This is a genomic window from Leptospira noumeaensis, assembly GCF_004770765.1.
Lineage (GTDB): Bacteria > Spirochaetota > Leptospiria > Leptospirales > Leptospiraceae > Leptospira_A > Leptospira_A noumeaensis.
Genome location: NZ_RQFK01000033.1, coordinates 143,792 through 166,964, shown reverse-complemented (window position 1 = coordinate 166,964; position 23,173 = coordinate 143,792). Strand labels below are relative to the sequence as shown.

The following is a 23,173-nucleotide window of genomic DNA, read 5'->3' as shown; positions in this document are numbered from 1 at the left end:
CGACATTAAATTACTGAAAACTTTCGATTTGTCTATTCGATTTTTACAATTGATTGCGTAAATCCAGGATTTCTCTAAACTGACTTCTTGGGTGATCGAGATCCCGGTATGAATCAAAAACACAAAGCAATTTCCTCGGAACAAAAATGGATTCCGGATGGATTTCATTTTTTAGGCCCCGAAGAAAGCAAAAACCGGCGGATTTTACTACAAACTTTTTCAGAGCTCTTTGAAAGAGAAGGGTATGCTGAAATCAATTTACCATCTTTTGATTATTCTAATTCATTTCGTTCTCATTTGGATCATGGTGTGGAGAGTTTACTTGTCTCTAAAGATTGGGATGGGAATGAAATTTCTCCAGGTGTTGACCTAACACTACAGGTGGTAAAGGGAATGGCCGCTCGTTCCCATTGGGAAGAGAATCAAAATGTATTTTACTTTGCACGTAAGATTCGTGACCACAAAAAACGTAATGCGTCGAGGCGTGAAATCTTACAAATTGGTGTGGAGTCGCTTGGAAAAAGTGATACAAACCAAATTTTATCTCAAATCAAAATTTTAAATAAACTTTGGCAAAGTGCAGCACCCAAGGTTCCCTTCACCATTGTTTTTGGACACTCTGCTTTTTTTCGTTCTGTTGTGAATATTCTTGGTTGGAATGAAGAACAAACCAAAGTTTTACGCCAACTTTTATATACCAAAAACTTACCGGAACTTGTTTCCCTTGCCGCTAGAGAAAATACCTCAGAACCGCATATGGAAATGATTCAAATTTTGCTCAAAGCAATTTCTGTCAGTGAAATGCCAAAATTTCAAGAGTCATTGAGAAATGTATTAGATCCCAAGGAATGGGAAATTTTGAAAGGTGATTTGGAATCGATCACTTCTTTTTTTGCCGAGTGGTCAAAGGTTCTTGGTGGGATTCCTTGCATTTGGGATCCATCCTTACTGAGAGATCTATCGTATTACACTGGATTTATGTTTCAGGGTTATGTAGAAGGTGATCCAGAGCCGGTTTTGGCCGGCGGTGTTTATAATGAATTGTATGAAAGTTTTACTGGAATTAGGAAAGATGCCTGTGGTTTTGCCCTGCATCTTGATTCCATAGAAGAAATTGTAAATAAGGTGAAATGAGGGAATTATGCCTGCAAATTTAGTTGTCGGAGCACAATGGGGTGATGAAGGAAAGGCAAAGGTAATTGATTACCTTTCCAAAGATACAGATATCATTGTAAGATACCAAGGCGGTGCAAACGCGGGTCATACGGTCGTAGTGGGTGGAAAAAAATACATTTTCCATTTGGTTCCGTCTGGAATTATTTATGACAATACGACTTGTGTGATTGGAAACGGTGTGGTTTTAGATCCAGAATATTTTTTAAAAGAATGCGCTGATTTAGAATCCCATGGATTCAAAGTAAAAGAAAAAGTTCTTATCAGTGATTCTTGTCATATCCTACTTCCTTACCATCGTTTGATCGATGAAGCAAGGGAAGCAGGTTCTTCTCCAGAAAGAAAAATTGGAACTACCAAAAAAGGGATAGGGATGTGTTACGCGGACAAAATGCTTCGTAATGGAGTCCGTGCGGGTGATCTTTTAGATAAAGAAAATTTAAAAAAGAAACTCACTCATATCTTGGAAGTCAAAAACCAAGAACTAGTAAAATACTATGATTTAGAACCTGTGAATATCAATGAAATGTATGACCATCTTTTGGACTTCGCGGATAAAATTGGTAAAAACATTGTGAACACAGTGTACTACCTCAATTCGGAACTACAAAAAGGAAAACGGGTATTACTCGAAGGGGCACAAGGGACTGGGCTTGATATCGATTTTGGAACCTATCCTTACGTGACAAGCTCGAACCCTACGACTGGCGGGGCCTTGGCAGGTTCTGGGGTGAGTTTCAGATACTTACAAGATGTGATTGGGATTACTAAAGCCTATGCTACCCGAGTGGGAGAAGGGCCATTTCCTTCTGAAATTTTGGGAGAAGCCGGGGACGTACTTCGAAAGTTAGGTGGAGAGTATGGATCTACCACAGGGAGACCAAGACGTTGTGGTTGGTTTGATGTTCAGATGATCAAACATGCTGTGACTGTCAACGGGATCAACTCTCTTGTTTTAACTAAAATAGACGTACTCAGTCATTATGATTCCATTCCTGTCGTTGTTGGATACGAATACAAAGGCAAAAAGTTAGATTTTTTTCCATCCCAAGGATTAGAAGACGTCAAACCGTTGTTTGCTGAGTATAAAGGCTGGAAAGATGATATTTCTGGTATCAATTCTTTCTCTAAGTTACCTACACTTTGCCAGTCTTACATTAAGTCCTTACAAGAACTAGTGAATACGAAAATTGGAATTGTTTCGACTGGACCTGATCGTGAACACACGATCATCATGGACTAAAAAAATAAGAAACTCTGGATCTTTTTTTTAAGTAGTTGTTGACCGAGAAAGGTGGTTCGATATTCTTGGCTACAGAACGAGTCGTTAGCTCAGCTGGTAGAGCAATTCCCTTTTAAGGAATGGGTCCGGGGTTCGAATCCCCGACGACTCAAAATTAGAGTTCTTGAAACTCTTAAACACGTTCTTCACACGGTGCCATCGTCTAATGGTTAGGACACAAGGTTTTCATCCTTGCAATCGGGGTTCAATTCCCCGTGGCACTACCAAATACCAAACAAACTTCCTTCAAATAACAAGTTTCGCAAACATCCTTTTTATAAGTAGCATTACATTTCTCAATGATTCCTACTCTTGTTAGGTAAAAGTCGTATAACAAAGGATCTACGGGGTTTAGTTGTTTAAAAAACTCGCGAGTTAGATAGGATTCTTTCACTCCAAAACTTTTTCTCGTGGTGATTCCCAAAACTTGGATTAATTTTTGGATATGAACATCTAATGGGAAGGGGATTTGATTAGCGTGTATTTTTTTATAAAGACCAAAATCGGGGTAGGAGTTCCTTACCATCCATCGTAGGAAAAGGGATAATCTTTTTTTCGGAGACTTTGCTGTAGACTTACCAATTAGAAATTGGAGCCCATAGGAGAGGTTTTTTTTACCGCTTGTTTTTTTAAGTTCCTCTTCCCAAAAACTTTGAAACCTTTGGATGGACTTTGTTTCTTCAAAAACTTCTTTTGAATCTAGAAAATACGATTCTAAGAGCGGGGATTTTTTTTCTTTCTCGGCGACTACCCTTGCTAACGTTCGAAAGAAAATTTGATTGTCTTTTTTGGTTTGAAACCTATAAACCTTTAGGCCAGAGAGAACGGATTGAAACTTTGAATCTTGGCCCAATAAGGTTTGGTAGGGGGATTTTCCAAGGTTAAGAAAGATTGGTTTTAGAAAACCTTGTATGCTTTTTACATTCCCATAAGCATATAAACAGGAAATGAAAGAAACTACTTCAATATCGAGAGGATCTTGGTATTGTTTAGGAAAACAAATGGGATCTGTTTCTAAATAACTTAGATTTTGATACTTCTTTTTTAGATCTTCTAACTTAGTATGGAGAAGGTATAAATCAATCGGCATTCTTCATGGCAACGTATGTTCTAGAAGTCAGTTTCCTTCCAATTTTTTCTTCCATAAATTGGCTTGCTGAAACCAGAGAGTCCAATTGGATTCCTGTTTGGTATCCTTCTCTATGTAAAAAATAAACTAAGTCCTCAGTCGCAACGTTACCAGCGGCACCTTTTGCGTAAGGACATCCACCCAGGCCTCCCGCAGAACTATCAAAACTTCGGATTCCCATCACAAGCGCTTGTTTGGTGTTCGCAATTGCCATTCCATAAGTATCGTGGAAGTGCCCTGCCAAATATGTTTTTGGAATTTTTTTCAAAAGGACTTCCAGTAGTTTTTCTACTTCCGTTGGAACAGCAACTCCAATGGTTTCTCCTAGAGAAATTTCATAAGCACCTGCATCTAATAAACGTTCAGCGATCTCAAGAGTTTTTTCTGGTTTGATTTTTCCTTCGTAAGGACAAGCGATGACTGTAGAAATGTATCCTCGCACTTGGATTCCATCTGTTTTTGCTTGGGTAAAGATGGGTTTAAAAAAATCCAAACTTTCTTCGATGGACATATTGATATTTTTTTTAGTAAAACTTTCAGAAGTGGCAGTGAATACGGCTACTTCTTTAAAACCTGCCTCCTTTGCTCCTTCATACCCTTTGGCATTCGGAGTGAGTGAAGAAAATTTGACTTTGTTTTGGAACTTCGGAAGGATGAGGGAGGAAAGTTCAGAAGCATCTCCCATTTGTGGAATTCTGTCCTTTCTAACAAAGGAAGTGAGTTCGATATGTTTCACTCCGGTTTCTACTAGACGAGATACGAATTCAAATTTATCCTGAGTGGAGAGAATGGTTTTTTCGTTTTGTAATCCATCCCTTGGTCCTACTTCTGTGATTTTAACTGTTTCCAATTCGCAACTCTCCTTACTCTTTAGTCTCCCTTTCGAAAAAAGAAACGCAATGATTTTATGGAGTGAACCCAATGTTTACTCTTAAAAATATTACTGTCAAAGTAAATGGGAAAATCCTTTTAAACCAAATCAATCTAAAGGCAGATACAAATAGAATCACTGGTCTGATTGGAAAATCAGGTTCTGGTAAATCCACTTTGATTCGGTTGGCTCTCGGGCTATTGAATCCTTCTGATGGATACACTTGGTCTGGGACTATCGATTGGAAAGGTAATCCCTTATCAAAAAAACAAAATCCTTGTCTCCAACCAGTTTTTCAAGACCCGCATGGCAGTTTTTCCCATTTGGGAAAAATGAAAGACTTACTACTGGAACCCATTCGAATCAAAAAAGGTTTTTTTTTAACAGAAGAAACAAAAAAAGAAGAATGGATACGGATTGAGGGACTTTGTTCTCGGTTTGAATTGCCATTAGATTTGTTAAATAAAACCAAGCAAGAGTTAAGTGGTGGACAGTTGCAACGTTTTGCCATCTTAAGATCTCTTTTGACAAATCCTGAGTATCTTCTTCTGGACGAACCAGTCACAGCACTCGATGTACTGGTTCAAAAAAAAATTGCCGAAGAACTGAAACAAATCAACCAAACGGATCGTTTAGGAATGTTTTTTGTTTCTCATGATTTAGGATTTTTGTCTTATATGTGTGATGAAATTTATGTTTTGGATGGGGGTGAGATTGTGGAAGTTGGGAAACCTAAGGAAATACTTACGCATCCAAAATCCAGATTGTTACAAAGTTTGGTTGCTGCTAGAAATCACTCGTTTGGTGGAGTGGTTTCTTCTTCGGAATCATCCAATTGAGTTCGTTTTGCCTCAGCAAATTTTTTCGCAATGTCACGTCTTCTTGCGATGACTTTGGAAGAGACGGTAGCAAAGAAGGGATCATTGGTAAAACTTAACATCTTTGTATATTCTTCTTCTGCAGTTTCATAGTCAGTGACTTTGGATGCAGTTTCAGCAAAATAATAATGGAATTTTTTATCGTAAGGTTTTGGTTTCCCTTCGGCTGTGGTGAGAGTGGTGCGATTGAAAATTTTATAAGCTATATGGAAATTTCCTTTTTCCATTTCAAGCCTAGCAAATCCTAATTTCACATTTGGACTTTCTTCTTCAATCTTAAGAGCTTTATTCAAATAGAGAAGGGCACGGTTTTTGAGTCCTGTCGCGAGATAATGATCCGCAAGACGGATAAGAGCCTCTGTATCATAGGGATTTTTTTCCACAGCCAATTTGTAATTCATAATCGCATAATAAACTTGCCTTGTGATTTCAGAAAGAATGGCGATATGTAAATAGGTTTTAAAATACTCTGGCATCTCTGCTTTGGCGTATTCAAATTCAACCAGTGCTTTTTCGTAATTCATTTCCAAAGAATACAGCCGTCCTAAGTTGTAACGGAAAGGAAAAAATTGAGGATCAAACCTGACTCCGGCTTCTAAACGTTTGATGACTTCGTTTCTAGTATTTGGTTTTCCGTTCAAAAGAATTTCAATGGTATCGTTATTCCATTTTCCGGAATTGGTGATGGTTTCAGTTCCATAGGTAAAACTTCCATTGGATTTGGGAGGTTCCCCTTGGAAGAGTTTTCCTCGTGCCAAGATAAAATCATCTTTTTGGTAGATAAAGGAACCGTTCGGAAAATCAGAGGTATCAAACTCCTGGTCTTTGCCCCAGAGGATTTCAGGATATTCCTGGTTCCCAATTAATTTTTGTCCCCAAATCAGACTGGGGATAAAAAACATAAGTGCGAGACTGAAGCTACGGAAGAACATGGTGTAGAATGAACCAAACTCTTTTGGAAACAAAAGCGCTTAGTATAAGTGTCGGCGAAAAGGTCTTACTTAGAGAGATCAATCTTTCATTTTTTGAGACAGGGCTTGTGGCAGTGCTTGGAGAAAATGGAGCAGGGAAGTCCACTCTTTTGAAAGAGATTTACCACCATTCCCTTTCTTCTCCCCGATGGAATTGGAACCAAGGCAAAAAAAAACTAAGTTACCTGGGTCACGAGTTAGGATTTTACTCTTCCTTAAGTTTAGAAGAAAACTTAGATTACTTTGCTAAGTTAGATGGGACAATTCCTGATCTTAAAAAAAGAAAATCTTTATTGGAAGCCTTTCGTTTGCAAAAAAGAATCTGGGATCCCATCCATACATTCTCACGTGGGATGAAACAAAAGGTAGCCATCCTTCGAGTTTTCCTTTCTTCTGCTGAAATCATCTTATTTGATGAACCCTATACGGGCCTGGATGCCGAATCTTCAAAAATTTTAAGTGAACTTCTGAATTTGGAATCGAAGTCCAGACTCATTCTAATTGTTCTCCATTCGGTTCCAAAGGAATTACAATGTACATCCCAATTAAAAATTGAGAAAGGAGGAGTGATTGTTACTCACCTTACTTAAAAAAGAATTTTATCTGATAGGCAGATCTCTCGGTGGGATTGTTTCCCTTTTTACCTTAAGTGTATCTGTAGTTTTTATTTTTTATACCTCCATTGAAGTGAATGAAATGTTATCGGAAAGAAGCATTCGTGGAATCAAATGGGCCATTATTTTTTTACTGAACTTTGTGATCGTGAGCCAAAGCCTTTGGGAAGAACGTGAGTCTATGGGTTGGGAAGCCAGTCTCTCTTTTGTAAGTCCGATTTCGCTTTATTTAGCCAAGTCCCTTGCCATTTGGTTTTGTACGATTTTGGTGAACGCCTCCCTTGTCCTTGTCCTTTCTGTTTTCTTTCAAAACATGAGTGTCGACCGGTACTTCGGTGAATGGTTATTTGCCAATTTGGGGAGTGGGTGTTTGGTTTTTCTCGGAGTTTCTCTCGGCCTCATTGCCTTTGAAAGCAGGCTGAAAGAAATCATCATTCCTCTCTTACAACTTCCCTTTTCCATTCCACTTTTTCTTTTTGGGTTGGAAGCAGAAAATCGGTACTGGTTGGAACCAGGGTTTTACCTACCTTCTGTGGGTTTGCTTCTCTTTTTTATGTTATTTTACGCAACCCTTGGTTCGGTGATGATTGAGATTCTAAGGAATGAGCATTAGGTCCTTGTTTTCTCGTAGAATTTCTTTCTATCTCTGAAAATCTGGAAAAAAATGGAACGTAAGATTCGGATATTCCACCCTGTTTTCGACATCGGTTTTTATCTTGTTGTATGTATCTCACTTGTGTTTGCCGTTATTTTTTCGTTAGTGTATCCCAATGTCATTTTGGAACAGGGTTTGAGCCATAGAATTTTTTACTTACATGTTCCGGTCGCATGGGTTGCGTTATATGGCCCAATTTTGTCCTTTTTGTTCTCTTTGGTTTTTCTCTTTTCGAGAAATATGCTTTGGGATAGGCTTGCCTTCACGGCCAATCAACTGGCTTTTTTATTTGCTGTAGGTGTTTTGTTTTCTGGTCCCATTTGGGCTTATAGTGCTTGGGGAGTGCCTTGGGACAAAACGGATGCTAGATTGCAGTCCTTTTTTATCCTTTGTATTTCGCTTGTTAGTTATTTTATTTTTCGTTATTTAGTTCCGGGTAAAACCAAAAAAGCCATCCTTTCGGCTTACCTTTCTGTTCTTTGTGCTGTGAGTGCCATCCTCACTTGGGGTGCCATCCGTTGGATTGAAAATCCAGGAAATCATCCGGGAAGTGTTCTCGGCAAAGGAGGGATGGATTCTGATATGAAACAAAGTATGTGGCTCGGGGTTCTAGCCTTCCACTTTCTATTTCTTTTCCTTTTTCTTATTTCCAATCGCAGTGAAAAAATCCAAGATATCAGATCCAAATTAAAATCGGAACTGGATTGAACTATGGCAACAGAAGAATCCATTCATACCATCCTGATAGTTGATGATGTTCCCGAAAACGTGGAACTATTGAAATACCTTCTGCAACAAGAAGGATTTAAAACTTATACTGCTTATTCTGCGGAAGAAGCAAGGCTCGTATTATTAAACACAGCCATCGATACACTTCTCTTAGATGTCAATATGCCTGTGCAAGACGGATTTTCCTTTTGTAGGGAACTTCGTACCATGGACCAGTTCAAACTCCTTCCCATTCTTTTTATTACATCCATAGAGAGAGAAGTTGGATTTCAGGAAGCCATGAAAAATGGTGGAGACGATTTTATCAATAAACCCTTTAATAAAAGGGAACTTGTGGCAAAAATTCGTTCTGTGATTCGTTTGAAGGATTTACAGGACGAGTTGTACACACAAAAAAGTAAATACGAAAAAGAATTACAAACTGCAAGAAGAGTCCAAGATCAACTCATCCCTGAAAAAAGTTTTATTTGGAATGGAATCAAAGCCCAAACCTTATTCCATCCCTATTTACAAATTGGTGGGGACTTTGTCGATACTTGGATCGAAGAAAAGAAACTTCATATCGTGATTGCTGATTGTTCTGGGCATGGACCGAGTGCAGCTCTCATTGGTGCGATGTTCAAAATGCAATTATTCAATTTAGTTACTTCTATGGGTCTCCATGCACGAGTAGAACATTTACGTAAAAACATGGAACTCGTTCTTCCGGAAGATTATGCCATTACTTTTTGTTATGCGATCCTTGATTCCGATTTAAAACTTTCTTATATCAATGGAGGTCATCCCGCTCCTATTGTTTATATCGATGGAGAGACAAAATTTTTAAAAGGAATGAGTCCTATGATTATGGGGATCAATTTCACTGCTAACGATGAAGTACAAACTGTACAACTAAAAAACGGTTCGATGTTTTTTATGTATACAGACGGTGCCAGTGAAGCAATGAATTCCAAGTCTGAATACATTACCGAAGAGGGAATGAAAGAGATCTTTCATAAATCAGTTAAGTCAGGTGATGATATTTTGTTATCAGTCCAAAATCAAATTTTAGAATTTTGTGGAACTTCCACTCCCAGTGATGATATGGCCATGGTGTGTATACAGTTATGATTCCTAGTCCCAGTTATAAAGGCAAAGTCAGAGATGTTTATGATTTAGGAGATTCGCTTCTCCTTGTGGCAACCGATCGAATTTCTGCATTTGATGTTGTATTTGAAGAACCAGTCTTGGATAAAGGAAAGATCCTGACCCGTATCTCCACGGCTTGGTTTCGACATTTTCCAGAGATCCAAAATCATTTGATCACGGATGATGTGTCCAAATTTCCACCTCCGTTTCAAAACGAAGAGTCCTTACAAGGTCGTTCGGTCCTTGTCAAAAAAGCCAAACGAATTGATTTTGAATGTGTGGTTCGTGGATACTTAACCGGTTCTGCTTGGAAGGAATACAAAACGGATGGAACCATCGCTCACGTAAAATATCCTCAAGGAATCCTTGAGTCTTACAAGTTTGATACTCCCATCTTCACACCGGCTAGAAAAAATGATTCGGGTCATGATGAAAATGTGAGTGAGTCCACAATGGAAGCAGAAGTGGGGAAAGAACTGTTTTCAGAGCTGAAAAACCTATCCTTACAACTTTACAACAAAGCACACGACCTTATGGCAAAACAAGGCATCCTCCTTTGTGATACAAAATTTGAATTTGGCCTCATTGACGGAAAACCCATCTTAATTGATGAAATCCTCACTCCGGATTCTTCGCGGTATTGGGACGGCTCCACTTACGAGCTAGGCAAAACTCCCGCCAGTTTTGATAAACAAATCCTAAGGAATTGGCTCGAATCTACAGATTGGGACAAAAATCCTCCCGCTCCCGCTTTGCCCGAATCCTTGATCCTAGAACTACGTAAAAAATACTTGGAATTGGAAGATAAAATCACCCTATGTTTGTCGCAAAAATAAATGTTACCCTCAAAGAATCGGTTCTTGACCCGCAAGGCCAAACCGTTCTCCGCACCCTTCATGACCAAGGGAAAAATTTGATCTCTGACCTAAGAGTGGGGAAATACATCGAAATGAAAATTAGTGCCAGTTCTCAAGCAGATGCGGAAATTTCAGCAAAAGAAATTTGTGAATCTTTACTTGTGAACCAAGTGATTGAAACTTACCGGTTGGTTGTGGAGAAAGTATGAAGGTAAGAGTGGTTACCTTTCCTGGATCCAACTGTGATAAGGATGTGGGATCCGTTCTTGAATCTGAATTTGGAGCCAAGGTCGATTATACTTGGTACAAAGAATCCTTTTCTGATACTCCTGACCTTGTGGTTTTGCCAGGCGGATTTTCCTTTGGGGATTATTTACGATGCGGGGCTATGGCAAAGTTTTCAAATGCCATGGATTCTGTTGTCAAATATGCAAACCAAGGGGGAAAGGTATTAGGTGTTTGTAATGGATTTCAAATCCTTACCGAGTCAGGACTCCTTCCCGGTGCTTTACTTCATAACCGAACTTTAAAGTATATTTGTAAGGATGTGGATCTCATTCCCGTTTCCGAAAACAAAATTGCAAAGGAAATCAAAGGAACACTTTCCATTCCCATTGCTCATGGAGAAGGGGCGTACTTTGCTGACTCCCAAACTTTAGAACGATTAGAAAAAAATGGCCAGGTAGTCTTTCGTTACAAACAAAACCCCAATGGATCTTTAAATGATATCGCAGGGATTTGTAATGAAGCTGGAAACGTTCTAGGAATGATGCCCCATCCAGAACGTGCGATCAATCCATACACAGGAAAAATGGATGGAAAACAAATCTTAGAAGTTCTATTAAAAAAATAGAAATCTTTTTAACCTTTTCTTGCTTTTTCCTCTCATTGGATTACAAGGGAAGGTATGCGATTTCAAGAAGACTCTATTGATTGTGTAGACTTCATCCTCAAAAAAGATGAAGTTTTAACCATCATCTTAGGTGGGGGAAAAGGAACTCGTTTATTACCGCTTACCGAAAAAAGATCCAAACCAGCTGTGAGTTTTGGTGGAAAATACCGACTCATCGACATTCCCATTTCGAATTCACTGAACAGCGGTTTTGAAAAGATCTTTATCCTCACGCAGTTTAATTCTTACTCACTCAACAGACATATCAACAGAACTTATGCGACAAATAATATCCACCAAAAGAGTTTTGTGGAGATCATTGCTGCCGAACAAACGGTATCCAGTGCCAATTGGTTTGAAGGAACAGCAGATGCCGTAAGAAAGGTTTTGCCTTATATCAGGGAACAAAAACCCAAATACGTTCTTATCCTTTCTGGGGATCAACTTTACAATATGGATCTTTCTGACTTTATGCAGAGCCATCTAATGGATCCCGAAACAGAAATTTCCGTAGCAACCAATGCCATCCCTGAAGACCAAATTTATGGGCTTGGGATTGTGAAGGCGGGAGTGGGTGGGTTCATCCAAGAGTTCATAGAAAAACCACAAGACATCTCTCAAGTCGAATCTTGTCGGACAAAAAATGGGAACTTCCTTGCGAATATGGGGATTTATATTTTTAACACGACCACACTGATTGATGTTTTAGAAGATCGCAATATGGCTGACTTCGGGAAAGAAATTTTGCCGAAAGCCATCCGCGAAAGAAAAGTGAAGGCTTATACTTACGATGGTTATTGGGAAGACATTGGGACCATCAAAGCCTTTTATGAAGCCAACTTGATGTTAACTGATCATATTCCTAAGTTCAATTTATACTTAGAAAAAACTCCCATTTACACGAGAGCACGAGCCCTTCCTCCATCCAAAATCATCCACGCTGTAGTGAACCAAGCTCTCATTTCAGAAGGAACCATCTTAAACCAATGTGAGGTGCACCGTTCCATCATTGGGGTGCGCCAACTCATCGCATCAGGAACAAAGATCTACGACTCCATCATTATGGGTCTTGACCACTATGGTTATTTTGACCGGAAGTCAGGGAAGATCCCCATTGGGATTGGGCCTAACTGCGAAATACGACGGACAATTGTCGACAAAGACTGCGCCATCGGAGCCAATGTTCGGCTGTTAAACGAACAGAACCTCCAAGAATATGAGGATGAATATGTGCGGATCCGAGAAGGAATCATTGTGGTTCCAAGGCATACGGCGGTTCCGGATGGGTATACAATTTAAGTCAGATTGACATATTTGTGTAAAATATAGGTCAATATTCCTTTGGATTGTCTCAAATTTAGGGATTTTGACTTGTCAGTTTTCTTCCGGGTTCTAGGCTGGACGAAAAGGAACCATGTTCACAGCGGAATCAACGGAAGGAAACCAGTTTTGGAACGAGACATATTTTGTCCCTCATTTCCAACCCATCGTCAATGCCATCAATCGGTCTATTTCTGCCTATGAAGTCTTGGGTAGACAGTTCAATCCTAAGGAAAACACCTATGAATCTCTCGGCGGTCTTTTCCACAATCGGGATCAGGATCCGGTTCCTGTTTATAATATTGACCGCATCCTTAGGGAAAAGGCAGTCAAAACCTTAAAAGAGAGTAACCTTCGCACCAAACTCTTTTTTAACATGATGCCGAACTTTCTTTCCCGTGTGCACCATACCGATCTTTTTGCCGAAAACTTTCATATCATCCAACTCATTGAAAAATACGGAATCGATCGCAACCAAGTGGTGATTGAAATCACCGAAGATGAATTTGACGGTTCGATTGACCGCCTCATCCAAATTGTCCAAATCTTTCGGGACTATGGACTCAAAATCGCCATTGATGATTTGGGAACGGGGTTTTCCAATTTAGAGCGAATTGGGTATTTACACCCCGACATTATGAAAGTCGACATTCGCATCATGCGCGAGAGTTTGAATAAAAATTCATTCAAACAAGTCCTTGGTGCCATTTCGGAAATGTCTCAAAAACTCGGAAGCCAACTTCTTTTTGAAGGGATAGAGACGGAAGAAGAGGTTAACCTGGCTCTTTCGATGGGTGCCAATCTCTTGCAAGGTTTCTATTTCTCGACACCGAATTCCCATTTTCTCAATCGCAATACTTTCTCTGATAAAATGAAAACCGTACTCGAAAACTTCTCCAGTGTTCGTTCGAACGAACTAAGGGAAAAGGGAATTAGGGAACAACGGATCATTGACCAACTCCAAGACCTATTTTATGAACTTTCCGATGTCAAAGAGGAGGATTTTTCCTACCGATTTGGGCAAATCCTAAGTGCCTTGCCGAGAGAAATCCTGAAAGTCTTTGTCTGTGATGCAGAAGGTTACCAAATCACTCCTACTTATGATTTGGACAGGATGAACGGTGGGTATTTAGAAAGATCCCGCCAAATTGGGAACAACTACGCTTGGAAACCATACTTTTTGAAACATAAAGAAGAGTCGGAACGGTTCCGCAAAAAATGGGGAGTTACGTATCCACTTTACGATATATCCAACCAAAACCAATATGTGATCTTTACCTTCTCTTTGATGAACGGAAAGATCCTAATTGCCCAGGTAGGTTGGTCGGAATAGAATCTTGTTTTTTTTGAGTGGTGCTTTTTCCTGGTAGAAGGGATTCGTCTAAATTATAGAATCATTCTAAATACATACAAAACAGGATACCACCTTGTCCGCTATTCTCGAAATAAAATCTCTACACGCTAATGTAGGGGACAAAACGATCCTCCGGGGAGTCAATCTCACCATCGGGCCCGGAGAGGTTCATGCCATTATGGGACCCAATGGGTCAGGAAAGAGCACACTTTCCAATGTCATTCTTGGACATCCGAAATATACGATCACTTCTGGAGATATCCTCTTTAAGGGAGAGTCCATTTTAAATAAAACAACCGATGAAAGGGCAAGGCTTGGACTCTTTTTGTCCTTCCAATACCCAACTTCCCTTCCTGGGGTTACCATTGGAAATTTTCTAAAGTCAATTCTCAAAGCGCATCGGGGAAAAGAAGTTCCCGTCAAAGAATTCAAACAAGAATTAAAACAGTCCATGGATCTGTTGGAAGTCCCTCAATCATTTATCGGGCGTTATGTGAATGATGGGTTTTCTGGTGGTGAAAAAAAACGTGCTGAAATTTTGCAGATGAGTTTACTCAAACCCATTTTGTCCATTTTGGATGAAACTGATTCTGGTTTGGATATTGATGCATTACGAATTGTTTCTGAAGGAATCAATTCCAATAGAAATCCGGAACGTTCCATTTTACTCATTACTCACTACCAAAGGATGCTTAATTATATTGTACCTGATTTTGTACACGTGTTTGCTGACGGACGAATTTTAGAAACAGGTGGCAAAGACCTTTCCTTAAAATTAGAGGAAGTGGGATACGATTGGATTTTGGAGAGAGAAGGGGTCAAATGAATTCCTCACTCACAAAAAATCGATTGGTTCTGACAAAAGAAAGATACACTCAATTTTATACTTCTCTATTAGAAACTTGGAACGAACTTGTTATACCCAAAGATTCGGAAGAGTCTTGGCGAAAATTTCCCATTGGTTCTGTGGATTGGAAAGAGTTACAGTTTGATCCAAAAGAAATAAGTCCAAATGTTTCTACGTCGGAAGAAAATACGGTAGAACATTCGTTATCTGAAGAGAAAATTCATTCGTTACTTGCGGATATTTTAAAATACACTCCAAAAGATTATTTTGCTTACCTTAATTTGGTATTAGCTCCTTATTATGAAATCATTTTACTCGAGGAAGGAGAAACTGATTTTTCTTTTGAAGAAGAAGGTGATAAACCAAAACATTCTGTAAGAATATTTTACCTCACCAAAGGAAAAACTTCCAAAACTCAGATTAGATTTCAAAATCATCATTCTTCAGAAGATTTACATCTCACTACTTCTTTGGATTTTTACATTGCCGATGATTCTTCTTATTTAGAAATTTTAGACCGTGAGTCCAGTGACCTAGATCTTTACCGGTTTCGAAATGTTTGTATCCTCGGCCATAATGATTCGCAAGTAAAATACCACCATTACCCGATGGGGGGCTTTCGTTCTAAACTATTTTTACATGCCCATCTACTTGGGAAAGGGGCTGAAGTGACAGTGGACGGAGTGTCAGCTCTAGGTGGGAGAAATTTAAAAGATTTAGATATGGAAATGTTCCACCATGCCGATTTTACCACGAGTAAAATCAGTTATAAAGCCATTGTGACTGACAAGGCACATCATATTTTTACAGGAAATCTGATTATCCCACCGAACTTGAAAAAGGTGACGGCACACCAAGAATCATTTAATTTATCCTTGAATAAAAAAGCAAGGGCAGAAGCCAATCCGAAATTAGAGGTTTTGGCAGAGGATGTTTCTTGCACTCATGGTGCGACCGTTGGTGATATAGATGAAGAACAGTATTTTTATCTTTTGTCACGTGGTCTCACACCAGAAGAATCTAAGTCCTTACTTGTGACTGCCTTTTACGGAGAAACCATTCATTCCATTGGATTTTCTGATGAAGTAAAGTTGTCTTTGGAATCTGAGATCAAAGAGATTCTCGTGGGAGGCAAATGATGGCCTTTAAAAAATTAATCTCCGTTTCTGAAGTCACTGAAGGCAGTTTGGTAGTTGTAAAAACTCGCCATTTCAATGTGGTTCTGACAAAAGTGGATGGGGAATACTTTGCTTTTGAAGATTCGTGTACTCATGACGGGGAAGAAATTTCCTGTGGGAAATTGGAAGGTTCTGTCATTACCTGTCCTAGGCATTTTGCAAAATTTGATGTTCGGAACGGTAATGTTTTGGCCTTACCTGCGACAGAACCACTTGTGATTTTTCCTGTTCGTGTGAATGGAACCGATTTGGAAGTAGATTTGGAGGCGGTATGAGTTTAGATCCTTACCAAATCCGAAAGGATTTTCCTATTTTGTCTCGCACTTTGCCAAATGGCAAACCTCTTGTATACTTAGACAATGGTGCCTCTTCACAAAAACCACAGTCGGTGATTGATGCAACGAATCACTATTATACAAACGACAATGCCAACATCCACCGGGGAGTGTATTATTTATCCCAACATGCAACCGAACTTTTTGAACGCACTCGGATCAAAACATCTCATTTTTTCCAGGCTCAATGTGCTAAGGCAATTATTTTCACTCGTGGGACAACAGATGCCATCAACTTAGTGGCACAGACCTGGGGCCGAACCAATATCACTGAGGGAGATGAGATTGTTTTATCCGTCCAGGAACACCATTCGAATTTGGTTCCTTGGCAGATGTTGGCCTTAGAAAAAAAAGCTTTTTTAAAATTCATTCCCATTAACGAAGATACAACTTACGATTTATCCAATTTAAACGAAATCATTACCAAACGAACAAAATTAGTCGCCATAAGCCAGATGTCCAATGTAACAGGAACGATTCATGACCTAACAAGGATTATTGATCGGGTTCGCCAAGTGGGTGCAAAAGTTCTAGTTGATGGAGCACAAGCAGCATGTCATATGCCCATCCATTTGGTGGATATGGATGTAGACTTCTATGCATTTTCAGCGCATAAGATGCTTGGGCCTACCGGTGTGGGAGTTCTTTTCGGAAAAGAAGAAATTTTAGAAGTTATGCCCCCTTGGCTTGGTGGTGGGGATATGATCGAATCGGTAGAGTTAGAAAATTCTACTTATGCGGCCCTCCCTGCAAAATTAGAAGCGGGAACTCCGAATATTGCCGGAGTCATTGGTTTTAGCCATGCATTGGATTACCTTCAAAACGTAGGAATGAAGAACATCAAAGAACACGAACGGATGTTAACCGAGTATGCTTTGGAAAAACTGAACCGAATTGGTGGCCTTCATATTTATGGAACAGAAGATTTAGACAAAAGAGGAGGGGTTGTATCCTTTACGATGGAAGGAATCCACCCTCATGATGTTGGATCCATATTAGATGAAGAAGGTGTGGCCATTCGAGTGGGTCACCACTGTTGCCAACCACTGATGAAACAATTATCAATTCCTGGAACTTGTCGTGCATCGTTCTATTTATACAATACAAAAGAAGATATCGATGCTCTCGTACATTCCATTGACAAAGTGAAATCGATATTTGGTCGTGTCGCAAGAAAGTAAGTTCGAAGATTTCCTAAAATGGAAATCTTACGGGTTATGGGAGAAACCTTCTGTCCCTTTCCAAACATTGAAAGGACTAAATCCCCTTTGTGGTGATGAGATTTATATTTATTACAAGATAGAAAAAAATCATTCCATCCAAATTCTCGGACTCGGTGGTGAATCTTGTTCCATTTGTGCTGCTGCCGCAGGATTTCTTTTTAAAAATAAATCCAAACTAGATCCGAACCAATTCCAGTCTTACTTAGAGAACCGGAAAAAATTTTTGGATGGTGAGGATTCTTGTTTGATTGAAGACAAGGAAGAGTTATCCTTTTTTACAGTCCTTCGCAATCATCCCGGTCGTTATCGTTGTGGCCTGCTTCCTTGGCAGACCTTATTAAAATGCAAAGAGGGTATTTATGATTCGTGATCCAGAAACAGAAAAGGAATGGGAAGTTTTCCACAGTGTTCGTATGGTAGAGGACCCAGAAATTGGCATTTCTCTGATTGAACTTGGTTTGATTTATGATATCAAAGTGGAAGGGGAAAAGGCAGACATTACCATGACCTATACCTCTCTTGCATGCCCTGCCGGTCCACAAATGAAACAAGACATCGAAAACCATGCCCTCCGAGTGGATGGAATTAATGAAGCTGTTGTCCATGTGGTTTGGAATCCCAAATGGGAACCTCGGGCCATGGCCAGTGAAGAAGCAAAAATGCAAATGGGGATTTTCGATTGAACTTTCGATTTCCCTTTCCTTTCCTTTTCCTCTTTCTATTCCTGTTTAACAGTTGTGAGACGATTCCTTTCTTAAAGGAATCGTTTTCTGGAAAAGAAGAGGTTGCCCTTCAGATCCCGCAAATTGAAGGTTCTGCAGAAAAACGGTCTCGTTATGAATTTTCTGGAAAAGAGATCATCATTTCTTCCGACCATCCTTTGGCCTCACAGGCAGGAATGGAAGTTTGGAAACAAGGGGGAAATGTTGTGGATGTATTTGCTGCCTCAAGTTTTGCCATTTCCGTCCTTCGCCCCCATTCCACGGGTTTATTCGGTGGAGGTTTTGCCATCATTCATTTACCACAAAAAGGGAAATGGGCTTATGACTTTAGAGAACGTTCACCAAAAAAAGGAACTTCCTCGTTTTACTTAAATCCAGACGGTTCTGTGATTCCTGGTAAAACTTTAAAAGGTGCTTATAGTGCTGGAGTGCCTGGAACGGTGCAAGGGATTTTAGCAATCCAAAAACAACATGGAAAGTTACCACTGAATGCCGTAATTGCACCTGCTATTCGTTATGCGAAAAATGGGTTTTCTGTCTATGGAGATTTGGCAAATGCGATTTCTAAAACTTGGCCTGATATGAATTTAGCCATGAAAAAAGTTTTTGGGATTGATAACAGAGCCATTCGAGAAGGAGAACTTCTCGTGCAGGAAGATCTTGCCAAAACATTGGAACGGATTGTTGAAAATTCTGATAAGGAATTCCTCGATGGAGAGACCATCCAACTCGTTTCTAAGTATTATTCTGAATACGAAAATTTTATTACTAGTGATGATTTTAAAAACTACCAAGTAAAGCTGAGTGATCCTTTAGTTTCTTCTACTTGGGGACATACGGTTCTTACTATGCCACCTCCTAGTTCTGGAGTTCATCTGGTCACTATGATGAACCTCTATTCGGAAATGCAAAAAAGAAATACTTTTCCGAAGGGAAACGTTGGTGAGATGATTCGTATTACGGAAGCTATGCGAGTGGCGTACCGTGACCGGGCAGACCTTGGCGGAGATCCGAGTTTTACAACGGTTCCTGTGTCTAAACTTTTATCTGCAAGTTATGCCAAAGAAGAAACTAGTGAGATCGAAAAGAAAATAGTCTCAGGGAGTTGGCCCGAATCTAAAGAGGAAAAACAAAAACAAGAGTCTTACAATACCACTCATATCTCCATTTTGGACAAAGATGGGAATGCAGTATCCACAACCCAATCAGTAAATGGAATTTTTGGAGCAGGCCAGATGGTTCCAGGAACTGGCCTTGTTCTAAACAATACCATGGACGATTTTGCTGTGGCGCCAGGTGTTCCGAATCTCTATGGACTTGTGGGTTCGAAGGCCAATGCCATAGAACCAGGGAAAACTCCACTTTCCAGTATGAGCCCGACCATCCTTCTGGACGCTGCAGGCAAAACCAAAATGGTGATTGGGGCCCCCGGTGGTTCCCAAATCCCAACCTCTATTTTTAATACTCTTTACCGGTATTTGATTCAGAAAGAAAGCCTTTACGAAAGTGTAGCTTATCCTAGGATCCACCATCAATTCCAACCCGATCGGATTTTTTTAGATCCAGAAATAAAAGACTCCTTTCCACAATCGGAATTACCATTTTATCAAGTCCAATATATTAGGCATCGTGCGAAAGTATTTGCCGTGACGAGAGAGGGTGACCGCCTCATTGGCGTGTCCGATCCCAAAGGGGAAGGAGTCCCTTTAGGTTTTTAAACCATGAAATCAAAGTTATTAACATCGACTAAAAAAAATTCAACACGTACATTATTATCAGAAGAATACAGAGCTTGTTTGCTAAGCGCCAAACATGGATTAGAGAGGGAAAGTGCCAGGGTAGATGGAAAATCTCAGCTGGCATCCACTCCTCATCCCAAATCACTCGGATCAAGTCTGACCCATCCTTTGATTAAAACAGATTTTGCCGAAGCACAAATTGAATATGCAACGAATGTTCACAAATCCATTCCTGATGCCTTACGAGAACTCACAGAGTTACATGCTTTTACGGCAAGCCGCTTGGGTTCCGAATACCTTTGGCCTTTTAGTATGCCTCCGGTTTTACCAACAGAAAACAAAATTGAAGTAGGAAACTATGGAACTTCTATAGAAGGTCGAAAAAAAACCATCTATCGGAATGGTCTGGGCCATAGGTATGGAAAAAAGATGCAAACCATTTCGGGAGTGCATTACAATATTTCTTTCGACACTTGTATGTTGTCTGTCGTCTCTGAAAAACGTTTTAAAAAACCTTTGGCTCCAACAACCAAATCGCAGATTTATTTTGATACCATTCGTAACTTTTATAGAATTTCGCCTGCCTTATTGTATTTATTTGGGTCATCTAGTTTAACAGATGTTACTTTTACGGAAGAATCCAAACAAATCAAAAAACGAGATTCTAAAACTTTAAAATCAGACTTTGCTACAACCCTTCGCCTATCTAGTATTGGTTATACAAGTAAAGTACAGGGAAAATATCCTATCTCTGTAAATTCTTTAGAAGAATATGCTTCTGATATGTGTCAGGTGGTTTCCAAATCCTACACTCCTTACAAAGCGTTCAATGGAAAACCAACCAACCAGTTGAATGACCATATCCTACAATTGGAAAATGAATACTATTCTCTTGTTCGACCAAAACAGGTTCCAAAAGGAGATGAACGCGTAGTGGATGCTCTTGTGGAACGGGGTGTGGAGTATTTAGAAATTAGACTTCTAGATTTGGATCCATTTTCAGCGATCGGTGTCGAGGAAAATAGACTCTATTTTTTACATATGGTTCTTCTTTATTGTATGTTGAATGAATCACCTAAAGCTGATTTGGTGGAAATGGCGGATTGGAGAAAAAACCAAGAGGTCACCACTTGGTTCGGTAGAAAAGAGGAAACTAAAATTAAATTTCTCGGAGAAGAGATGAACCTTCGGGATTTGACATACCAACTTTTTGTCGAAATCCAACCTATCGCTGATCTTTTAGATGACAATGATGCAAATGGCCCCTATAGCAAAGCCTGGGAAAGTCTTTGGGAAAAATGGAATGATCCTAGCCAACTTGGTTCTACTATGTCTGAACTTGATTTAGAAATTCATAAATCTAGTTTTCGAGACTTTGGACTAACTCTTGCTAAATTGCATAAAGAAGAACTTCTGAATTACCCACTTCCACCAAATCTTGTGAAGTATTATGAAGATTTAAGTGAACAATCCATTTACGAACAACAAAAGATAGAAAACTTAGAAGGCAGCAATTTAAAGAAAAATCAAAAACCCATTCAAATCAAACCCTTAAAACTTTGTAGTGGGGTTTGAAGTGACGGATACAAAACCATTACCTTCTGGCTTTGAAGATTTAGAAATTTCCACACAGATCATCATTCGAGATGCATTAGCTCGCGGGATCCAAGTTGAGATGGTAGACCGAAAGGAAAATTTCCTTCGGCTCATACAAGGAAATCATTCTGAATTTGTCAAGGAGGCAAGTAAAACAAGACTCGATAGTTTGATGACCTACCTCGTTATGGAGAATAAAATCGCCTCTAAACTTGTGTTAAAGGAAAATGGGATTCGTGTTCCCGTTGGCCGAAATTATTCGAATTTGGAAGAAGCCCTTGCCGACTACACTTTCTTTTTAGATAAAAAGAAAGTGATAAAGCCTGTGACAACCAACTTTGGACTAGGAATCGGAATCTCCGAACCGGGAGATAGTTTAGATAAGTTTACATCTTTTGTAAAAATTGCTCTTGGACTTTCTAATTCTATCATCATTGAAGAATTTATTGAAGGGCCTGAATATCGATTTTTAGTTCTTGGGGAGGAAGTGATCGCCGTTTGTAACCGAGTGCCGGCAAACGTGACAGGGGATGGAAAAAGTTCAATTCGGGAGTTGATTTTAAAAAAGAATGAAGACCCGAGACGGGGCGAAGGCCATAAAACCGCATTGGAAAAAATTCAAATGTCGGAAGTGGAATTACAAATTCTAAAAGACCAAGGTTTAAATTTTGGATCCATTCCTAGTTCAGGAGAACAAATCTTTCTTAGAAAAAATTCCAACATTTCTACAGGTGGGGATTCATTAGATGTAACGGACAATGTACATCCGGATTTTAAAGCCATTGCTGTCTCTGCGGCCAAAGCGGCTGGGGCTATGATTTGTGGGATCGATATCATCTCTTCTCAGATTGAATCAAAACCGAATGTAAAAACCTACGCCATTCTAGAAATCAATTTCAATCCAGTGCTTTATATCCATGAGTTTCCATACTCCGGCAAACCAAGGTTTGTTGGGGATAAAATTTTAGATTTACTGGGCTTTCATTGATCGATTGATCCAGTGATCAATGGGTTTATCCTAAAACTATGATACTATATTTGTTGTAAGATGTGCGTAAAGAAGGCTTCGTCCGAAACGTAAGCAATTTATTTCGAACTGTATTCATAAAGAAAAGATTTTTTAAGAATATTTGGATCTTAAATAGGCGATGATGTCGGCAGATTCATACATCTGGACATTGCCATCCACAAGGAATGGGACTTGGGATTGCCCTCCTAGCCTGACTACTTCTGCTCGACCAGGAGTTCCTTGAAAAGCCTCTACGTATTCTATGTCTTTTCCCACGACAAGCCCAAGCGATTCCGCAGCGCGAATCACTCTTTGGCAGTAGGGGCAAGTATCATATTGGTAGAGGCGAATCATTCGAAATTATCCTGCTTTTTTTGTCAGTTCACCGGACTGAGCCATTTGTATGGTGATGTCATGACCACCCACAAATTCACCCTTGATATAGAGTTGTGGAATGGTAGGCCAGTTTGTGAATTCTTTGATTCCTTCTCTGATTTTCATATCAGAAAGAACATTAAATGATCCAAAAGGGATTCCGAGTTGTTTGAGAGTTGTGACAACTCCTGCAGAAAATCCACATTGTGGCATTTCCGGTGTTCCTTTCATAAATAGAAACACGTTTTCTGATTTGATTAAGGATTCAATTTTATCCTTTAACTCTTGTTCCATGG

General features: G+C 39.6%; 26 protein-coding genes and 2 tRNA genes. 23 read left to right on the top strand and 5 right to left on the bottom strand.

Going from position 1 to position 23,173, the window contains the following annotated elements; genetic code table 11:
* Nucleotides 1–108 precede the first annotated feature (108 nt).
* The 4 genes from EHQ24_RS17560 to EHQ24_RS17545 all read left to right on the top strand — a co-directional run bounded on the left by EHQ24_RS17560 (nucleotide 109) and on the right by EHQ24_RS17545 (nucleotide 2,682).
* Nucleotides 109–1,134 carry an ATP phosphoribosyltransferase regulatory subunit gene (locus tag EHQ24_RS17560; RefSeq protein ID WP_135602921.1) on the top strand — a complete coding sequence of 342 codons (1,026 nt, stop codon included), beginning with the start codon at nucleotides 109–111 and terminating at the stop codon, nucleotides 1,132–1,134.
* A gap of 7 nt (nucleotides 1,135–1,141) precedes the next feature.
* On the top strand, nucleotides 1,142–2,416 hold the full coding sequence (locus tag EHQ24_RS17555; RefSeq protein ID WP_135602920.1) for an adenylosuccinate synthase: 1,275 nt from the start codon (nucleotides 1,142–1,144) through the stop codon (nucleotides 2,414–2,416).
* 78 nt (nucleotides 2,417–2,494) lie between these two features.
* Nucleotides 2,495–2,567: transfer RNA gene (locus tag EHQ24_RS17550), tRNA-Lys, on the top strand.
* Nucleotides 2,568–2,607: 40 nt separating this feature from the next.
* Nucleotides 2,608–2,682 (top strand) — tRNA-Glu (locus EHQ24_RS17545).
* On the opposite strand, the gene EHQ24_RS17540 is transcribed toward EHQ24_RS17545, so the two are convergent.
* On the bottom strand, nucleotides 2,661–3,545 hold the full coding sequence (locus tag EHQ24_RS17540) for a TIGR02757 family protein (RefSeq protein ID WP_244310500.1): 885 nt from the start codon (nucleotides 3,543–3,545) through the stop codon (nucleotides 2,661–2,663). The genes EHQ24_RS17545 and EHQ24_RS17540 overlap by 22 nt on opposite strands.
* Nucleotides 3,535–4,434 (bottom strand): hydroxymethylglutaryl-CoA lyase, encoded by a 900-nt coding sequence (locus EHQ24_RS17535; protein WP_135602919.1) that lies wholly within the window; start codon nucleotides 4,432–4,434, stop codon nucleotides 3,535–3,537. The genes EHQ24_RS17540 and EHQ24_RS17535 overlap by 11 nt, the downstream gene beginning before the upstream one ends.
* A gap of 71 nt (nucleotides 4,435–4,505) precedes the next feature.
* Between EHQ24_RS17535 and EHQ24_RS17530 the strand changes: the two genes are divergently transcribed.
* Nucleotides 4,506–5,294, top strand: a complete 789-nt coding sequence (locus tag EHQ24_RS17530; RefSeq protein ID WP_135602918.1) for an ABC transporter ATP-binding protein — start codon at nucleotides 4,506–4,508, stop codon at nucleotides 5,292–5,294.
* Here the strand turns inward: EHQ24_RS17530 and EHQ24_RS17525 are convergent.
* A complete protein-coding gene (locus EHQ24_RS17525) occupies nucleotides 5,249–6,265 on the bottom strand; it encodes a tetratricopeptide repeat protein (RefSeq protein ID WP_135602917.1) in 1,017 nt (338 codons plus the stop codon). The two genes, EHQ24_RS17530 and EHQ24_RS17525, sit on opposite strands and share 46 nt — an antisense overlap.
* A gap of 8 nt (nucleotides 6,266–6,273) precedes the next feature.
* Between EHQ24_RS17525 and EHQ24_RS17520 the strand changes: the two genes are divergently transcribed.
* The 18 genes from EHQ24_RS17520 to gshAB all read left to right on the top strand — a co-directional run bounded on the left by EHQ24_RS17520 (nucleotide 6,274) and on the right by gshAB (nucleotide 22,481).
* Nucleotides 6,274–6,894 carry an ABC transporter ATP-binding protein gene (locus EHQ24_RS17520; protein ID WP_135602916.1) on the top strand — a complete coding sequence of 207 codons (621 nt, stop codon included), beginning with the start codon at nucleotides 6,274–6,276 and terminating at the stop codon, nucleotides 6,892–6,894.
* Nucleotides 6,875–7,531, top strand: a complete 657-nt coding sequence (locus EHQ24_RS17515) for a heme exporter protein CcmB (protein WP_135602915.1) — start codon at nucleotides 6,875–6,877, stop codon at nucleotides 7,529–7,531. Before EHQ24_RS17520 ends, EHQ24_RS17515 begins: the two co-directional genes overlap by 20 nt.
* 51 nt (nucleotides 7,532–7,582) lie before the next feature.
* Complete coding sequence (gene ccsA, locus EHQ24_RS17510) at nucleotides 7,583–8,281, top strand: cytochrome c biogenesis protein CcsA (protein WP_135602914.1); 699 nt, start codon at nucleotides 7,583–7,585, stop codon at nucleotides 8,279–8,281.
* A gap of 3 nt (nucleotides 8,282–8,284) precedes the next feature.
* Nucleotides 8,285–9,412 (top strand): PP2C family protein-serine/threonine phosphatase, encoded by a 1,128-nt coding sequence (locus tag EHQ24_RS17505; protein ID WP_135602913.1) that lies wholly within the window; start codon nucleotides 8,285–8,287, stop codon nucleotides 9,410–9,412.
* Entirely contained in the window at nucleotides 9,409–10,266 is an 858-nt protein-coding gene (locus EHQ24_RS17500) for a phosphoribosylaminoimidazolesuccinocarboxamide synthase (protein WP_135602912.1), read from the top strand. The genes EHQ24_RS17505 and EHQ24_RS17500 overlap by 4 nt, the downstream gene beginning before the upstream one ends.
* Entirely contained in the window at nucleotides 10,248–10,496 is a 249-nt protein-coding gene (purS, locus tag EHQ24_RS17495; RefSeq protein ID WP_135602911.1) for a phosphoribosylformylglycinamidine synthase subunit PurS, read from the top strand. The genes EHQ24_RS17500 and purS overlap by 19 nt, the downstream gene beginning before the upstream one ends.
* Nucleotides 10,493–11,140, top strand: a complete 648-nt coding sequence (purQ, locus tag EHQ24_RS17490) for a phosphoribosylformylglycinamidine synthase subunit PurQ (protein WP_135602910.1) — start codon at nucleotides 10,493–10,495, stop codon at nucleotides 11,138–11,140. Before purS ends, purQ begins: the two co-directional genes overlap by 4 nt.
* A 54-nt stretch (nucleotides 11,141–11,194) precedes the next feature.
* Complete coding sequence (locus tag EHQ24_RS17485; protein WP_135602909.1) at nucleotides 11,195–12,478, top strand: sugar phosphate nucleotidyltransferase; 1,284 nt, start codon at nucleotides 11,195–11,197, stop codon at nucleotides 12,476–12,478.
* A gap of 115 nt (nucleotides 12,479–12,593) precedes the next feature.
* Nucleotides 12,594–13,832, top strand: a complete 1,239-nt coding sequence (locus EHQ24_RS17480) for an EAL domain-containing protein (RefSeq protein WP_135602908.1) — start codon at nucleotides 12,594–12,596, stop codon at nucleotides 13,830–13,832.
* A gap of 94 nt (nucleotides 13,833–13,926) precedes the next feature.
* Nucleotides 13,927–14,679, top strand: a complete 753-nt coding sequence (gene sufC / locus EHQ24_RS17475) for a Fe-S cluster assembly ATPase SufC (RefSeq protein ID WP_100743094.1) — start codon at nucleotides 13,927–13,929, stop codon at nucleotides 14,677–14,679.
* The gene (locus EHQ24_RS17470; protein WP_135602907.1) at nucleotides 14,676–15,839 is read left to right on the top strand and encodes a SufD family Fe-S cluster assembly protein; all 1,164 of its coding nucleotides are present in this window, start codon (nucleotides 14,676–14,678) and stop codon (nucleotides 15,837–15,839) included. The genes sufC and EHQ24_RS17470 overlap by 4 nt, the downstream gene beginning before the upstream one ends.
* Nucleotides 15,839–16,153 carry a Rieske (2Fe-2S) protein gene (locus EHQ24_RS17465; RefSeq protein ID WP_135603127.1) on the top strand — a complete coding sequence of 105 codons (315 nt, stop codon included), beginning with the start codon at nucleotides 15,839–15,841 and terminating at the stop codon, nucleotides 16,151–16,153. Before EHQ24_RS17470 ends, EHQ24_RS17465 begins: the two co-directional genes overlap by 1 nt.
* Nucleotides 16,150–17,394, top strand: a complete 1,245-nt coding sequence (locus tag EHQ24_RS17460; protein ID WP_135602906.1) for a cysteine desulfurase — start codon at nucleotides 16,150–16,152, stop codon at nucleotides 17,392–17,394. Before EHQ24_RS17465 ends, EHQ24_RS17460 begins: the two co-directional genes overlap by 4 nt.
* Complete coding sequence (locus EHQ24_RS17455; protein ID WP_135602905.1) at nucleotides 17,378–17,806, top strand: iron-sulfur cluster assembly scaffold protein; 429 nt, start codon at nucleotides 17,378–17,380, stop codon at nucleotides 17,804–17,806. The genes EHQ24_RS17460 and EHQ24_RS17455 overlap by 17 nt, the downstream gene beginning before the upstream one ends.
* Nucleotides 17,796–18,119, top strand: coding sequence for a metal-sulfur cluster assembly factor (locus EHQ24_RS17450; RefSeq protein WP_135580152.1), 324 nt, complete (start codon nucleotides 17,796–17,798; stop codon nucleotides 18,117–18,119). The genes EHQ24_RS17455 and EHQ24_RS17450 overlap by 11 nt, the downstream gene beginning before the upstream one ends.
* Nucleotides 18,116–19,876 carry a gamma-glutamyltransferase gene (gene ggt / locus EHQ24_RS17445; protein WP_135602904.1) on the top strand — a complete coding sequence of 587 codons (1,761 nt, stop codon included), beginning with the start codon at nucleotides 18,116–18,118 and terminating at the stop codon, nucleotides 19,874–19,876. The genes EHQ24_RS17450 and ggt overlap by 4 nt, the downstream gene beginning before the upstream one ends.
* A 3-nt stretch (nucleotides 19,877–19,879) precedes the next feature.
* Nucleotides 19,880–21,472: a glutamate--cysteine ligase gene (gene gshA, locus EHQ24_RS17440; protein ID WP_135602903.1), complete on the top strand. Its 1,593-nt coding sequence runs from the start codon at nucleotides 19,880–19,882 to the stop codon at nucleotides 21,470–21,472.
* 1 nt (nucleotide 21,473) lies between these two features.
* Nucleotides 21,474–22,481, top strand: a complete 1,008-nt coding sequence (gene gshAB / locus EHQ24_RS17435; RefSeq protein ID WP_135602902.1) for a bifunctional glutamate--cysteine ligase GshA/glutathione synthetase GshB — start codon at nucleotides 21,474–21,476, stop codon at nucleotides 22,479–22,481.
* Nucleotides 22,482–22,613: 132 nt separating this feature from the next.
* Here the strand turns inward: gshAB and EHQ24_RS17430 are convergent, their stop codons facing one another.
* A complete protein-coding gene (locus EHQ24_RS17430; RefSeq protein ID WP_135583303.1) occupies nucleotides 22,614–22,856 on the bottom strand; it encodes a glutathione S-transferase N-terminal domain-containing protein in 243 nt (80 codons plus the stop codon).
* Nucleotides 22,857–22,862: 6 nt separating this feature from the next.
* Complete coding sequence (gene grxD, locus EHQ24_RS17425) at nucleotides 22,863–23,171, bottom strand: Grx4 family monothiol glutaredoxin (RefSeq protein ID WP_002982746.1); 309 nt, start codon at nucleotides 23,169–23,171, stop codon at nucleotides 22,863–22,865.
* Between the last annotated feature and the right edge of the window lie 2 nt (nucleotides 23,172–23,173).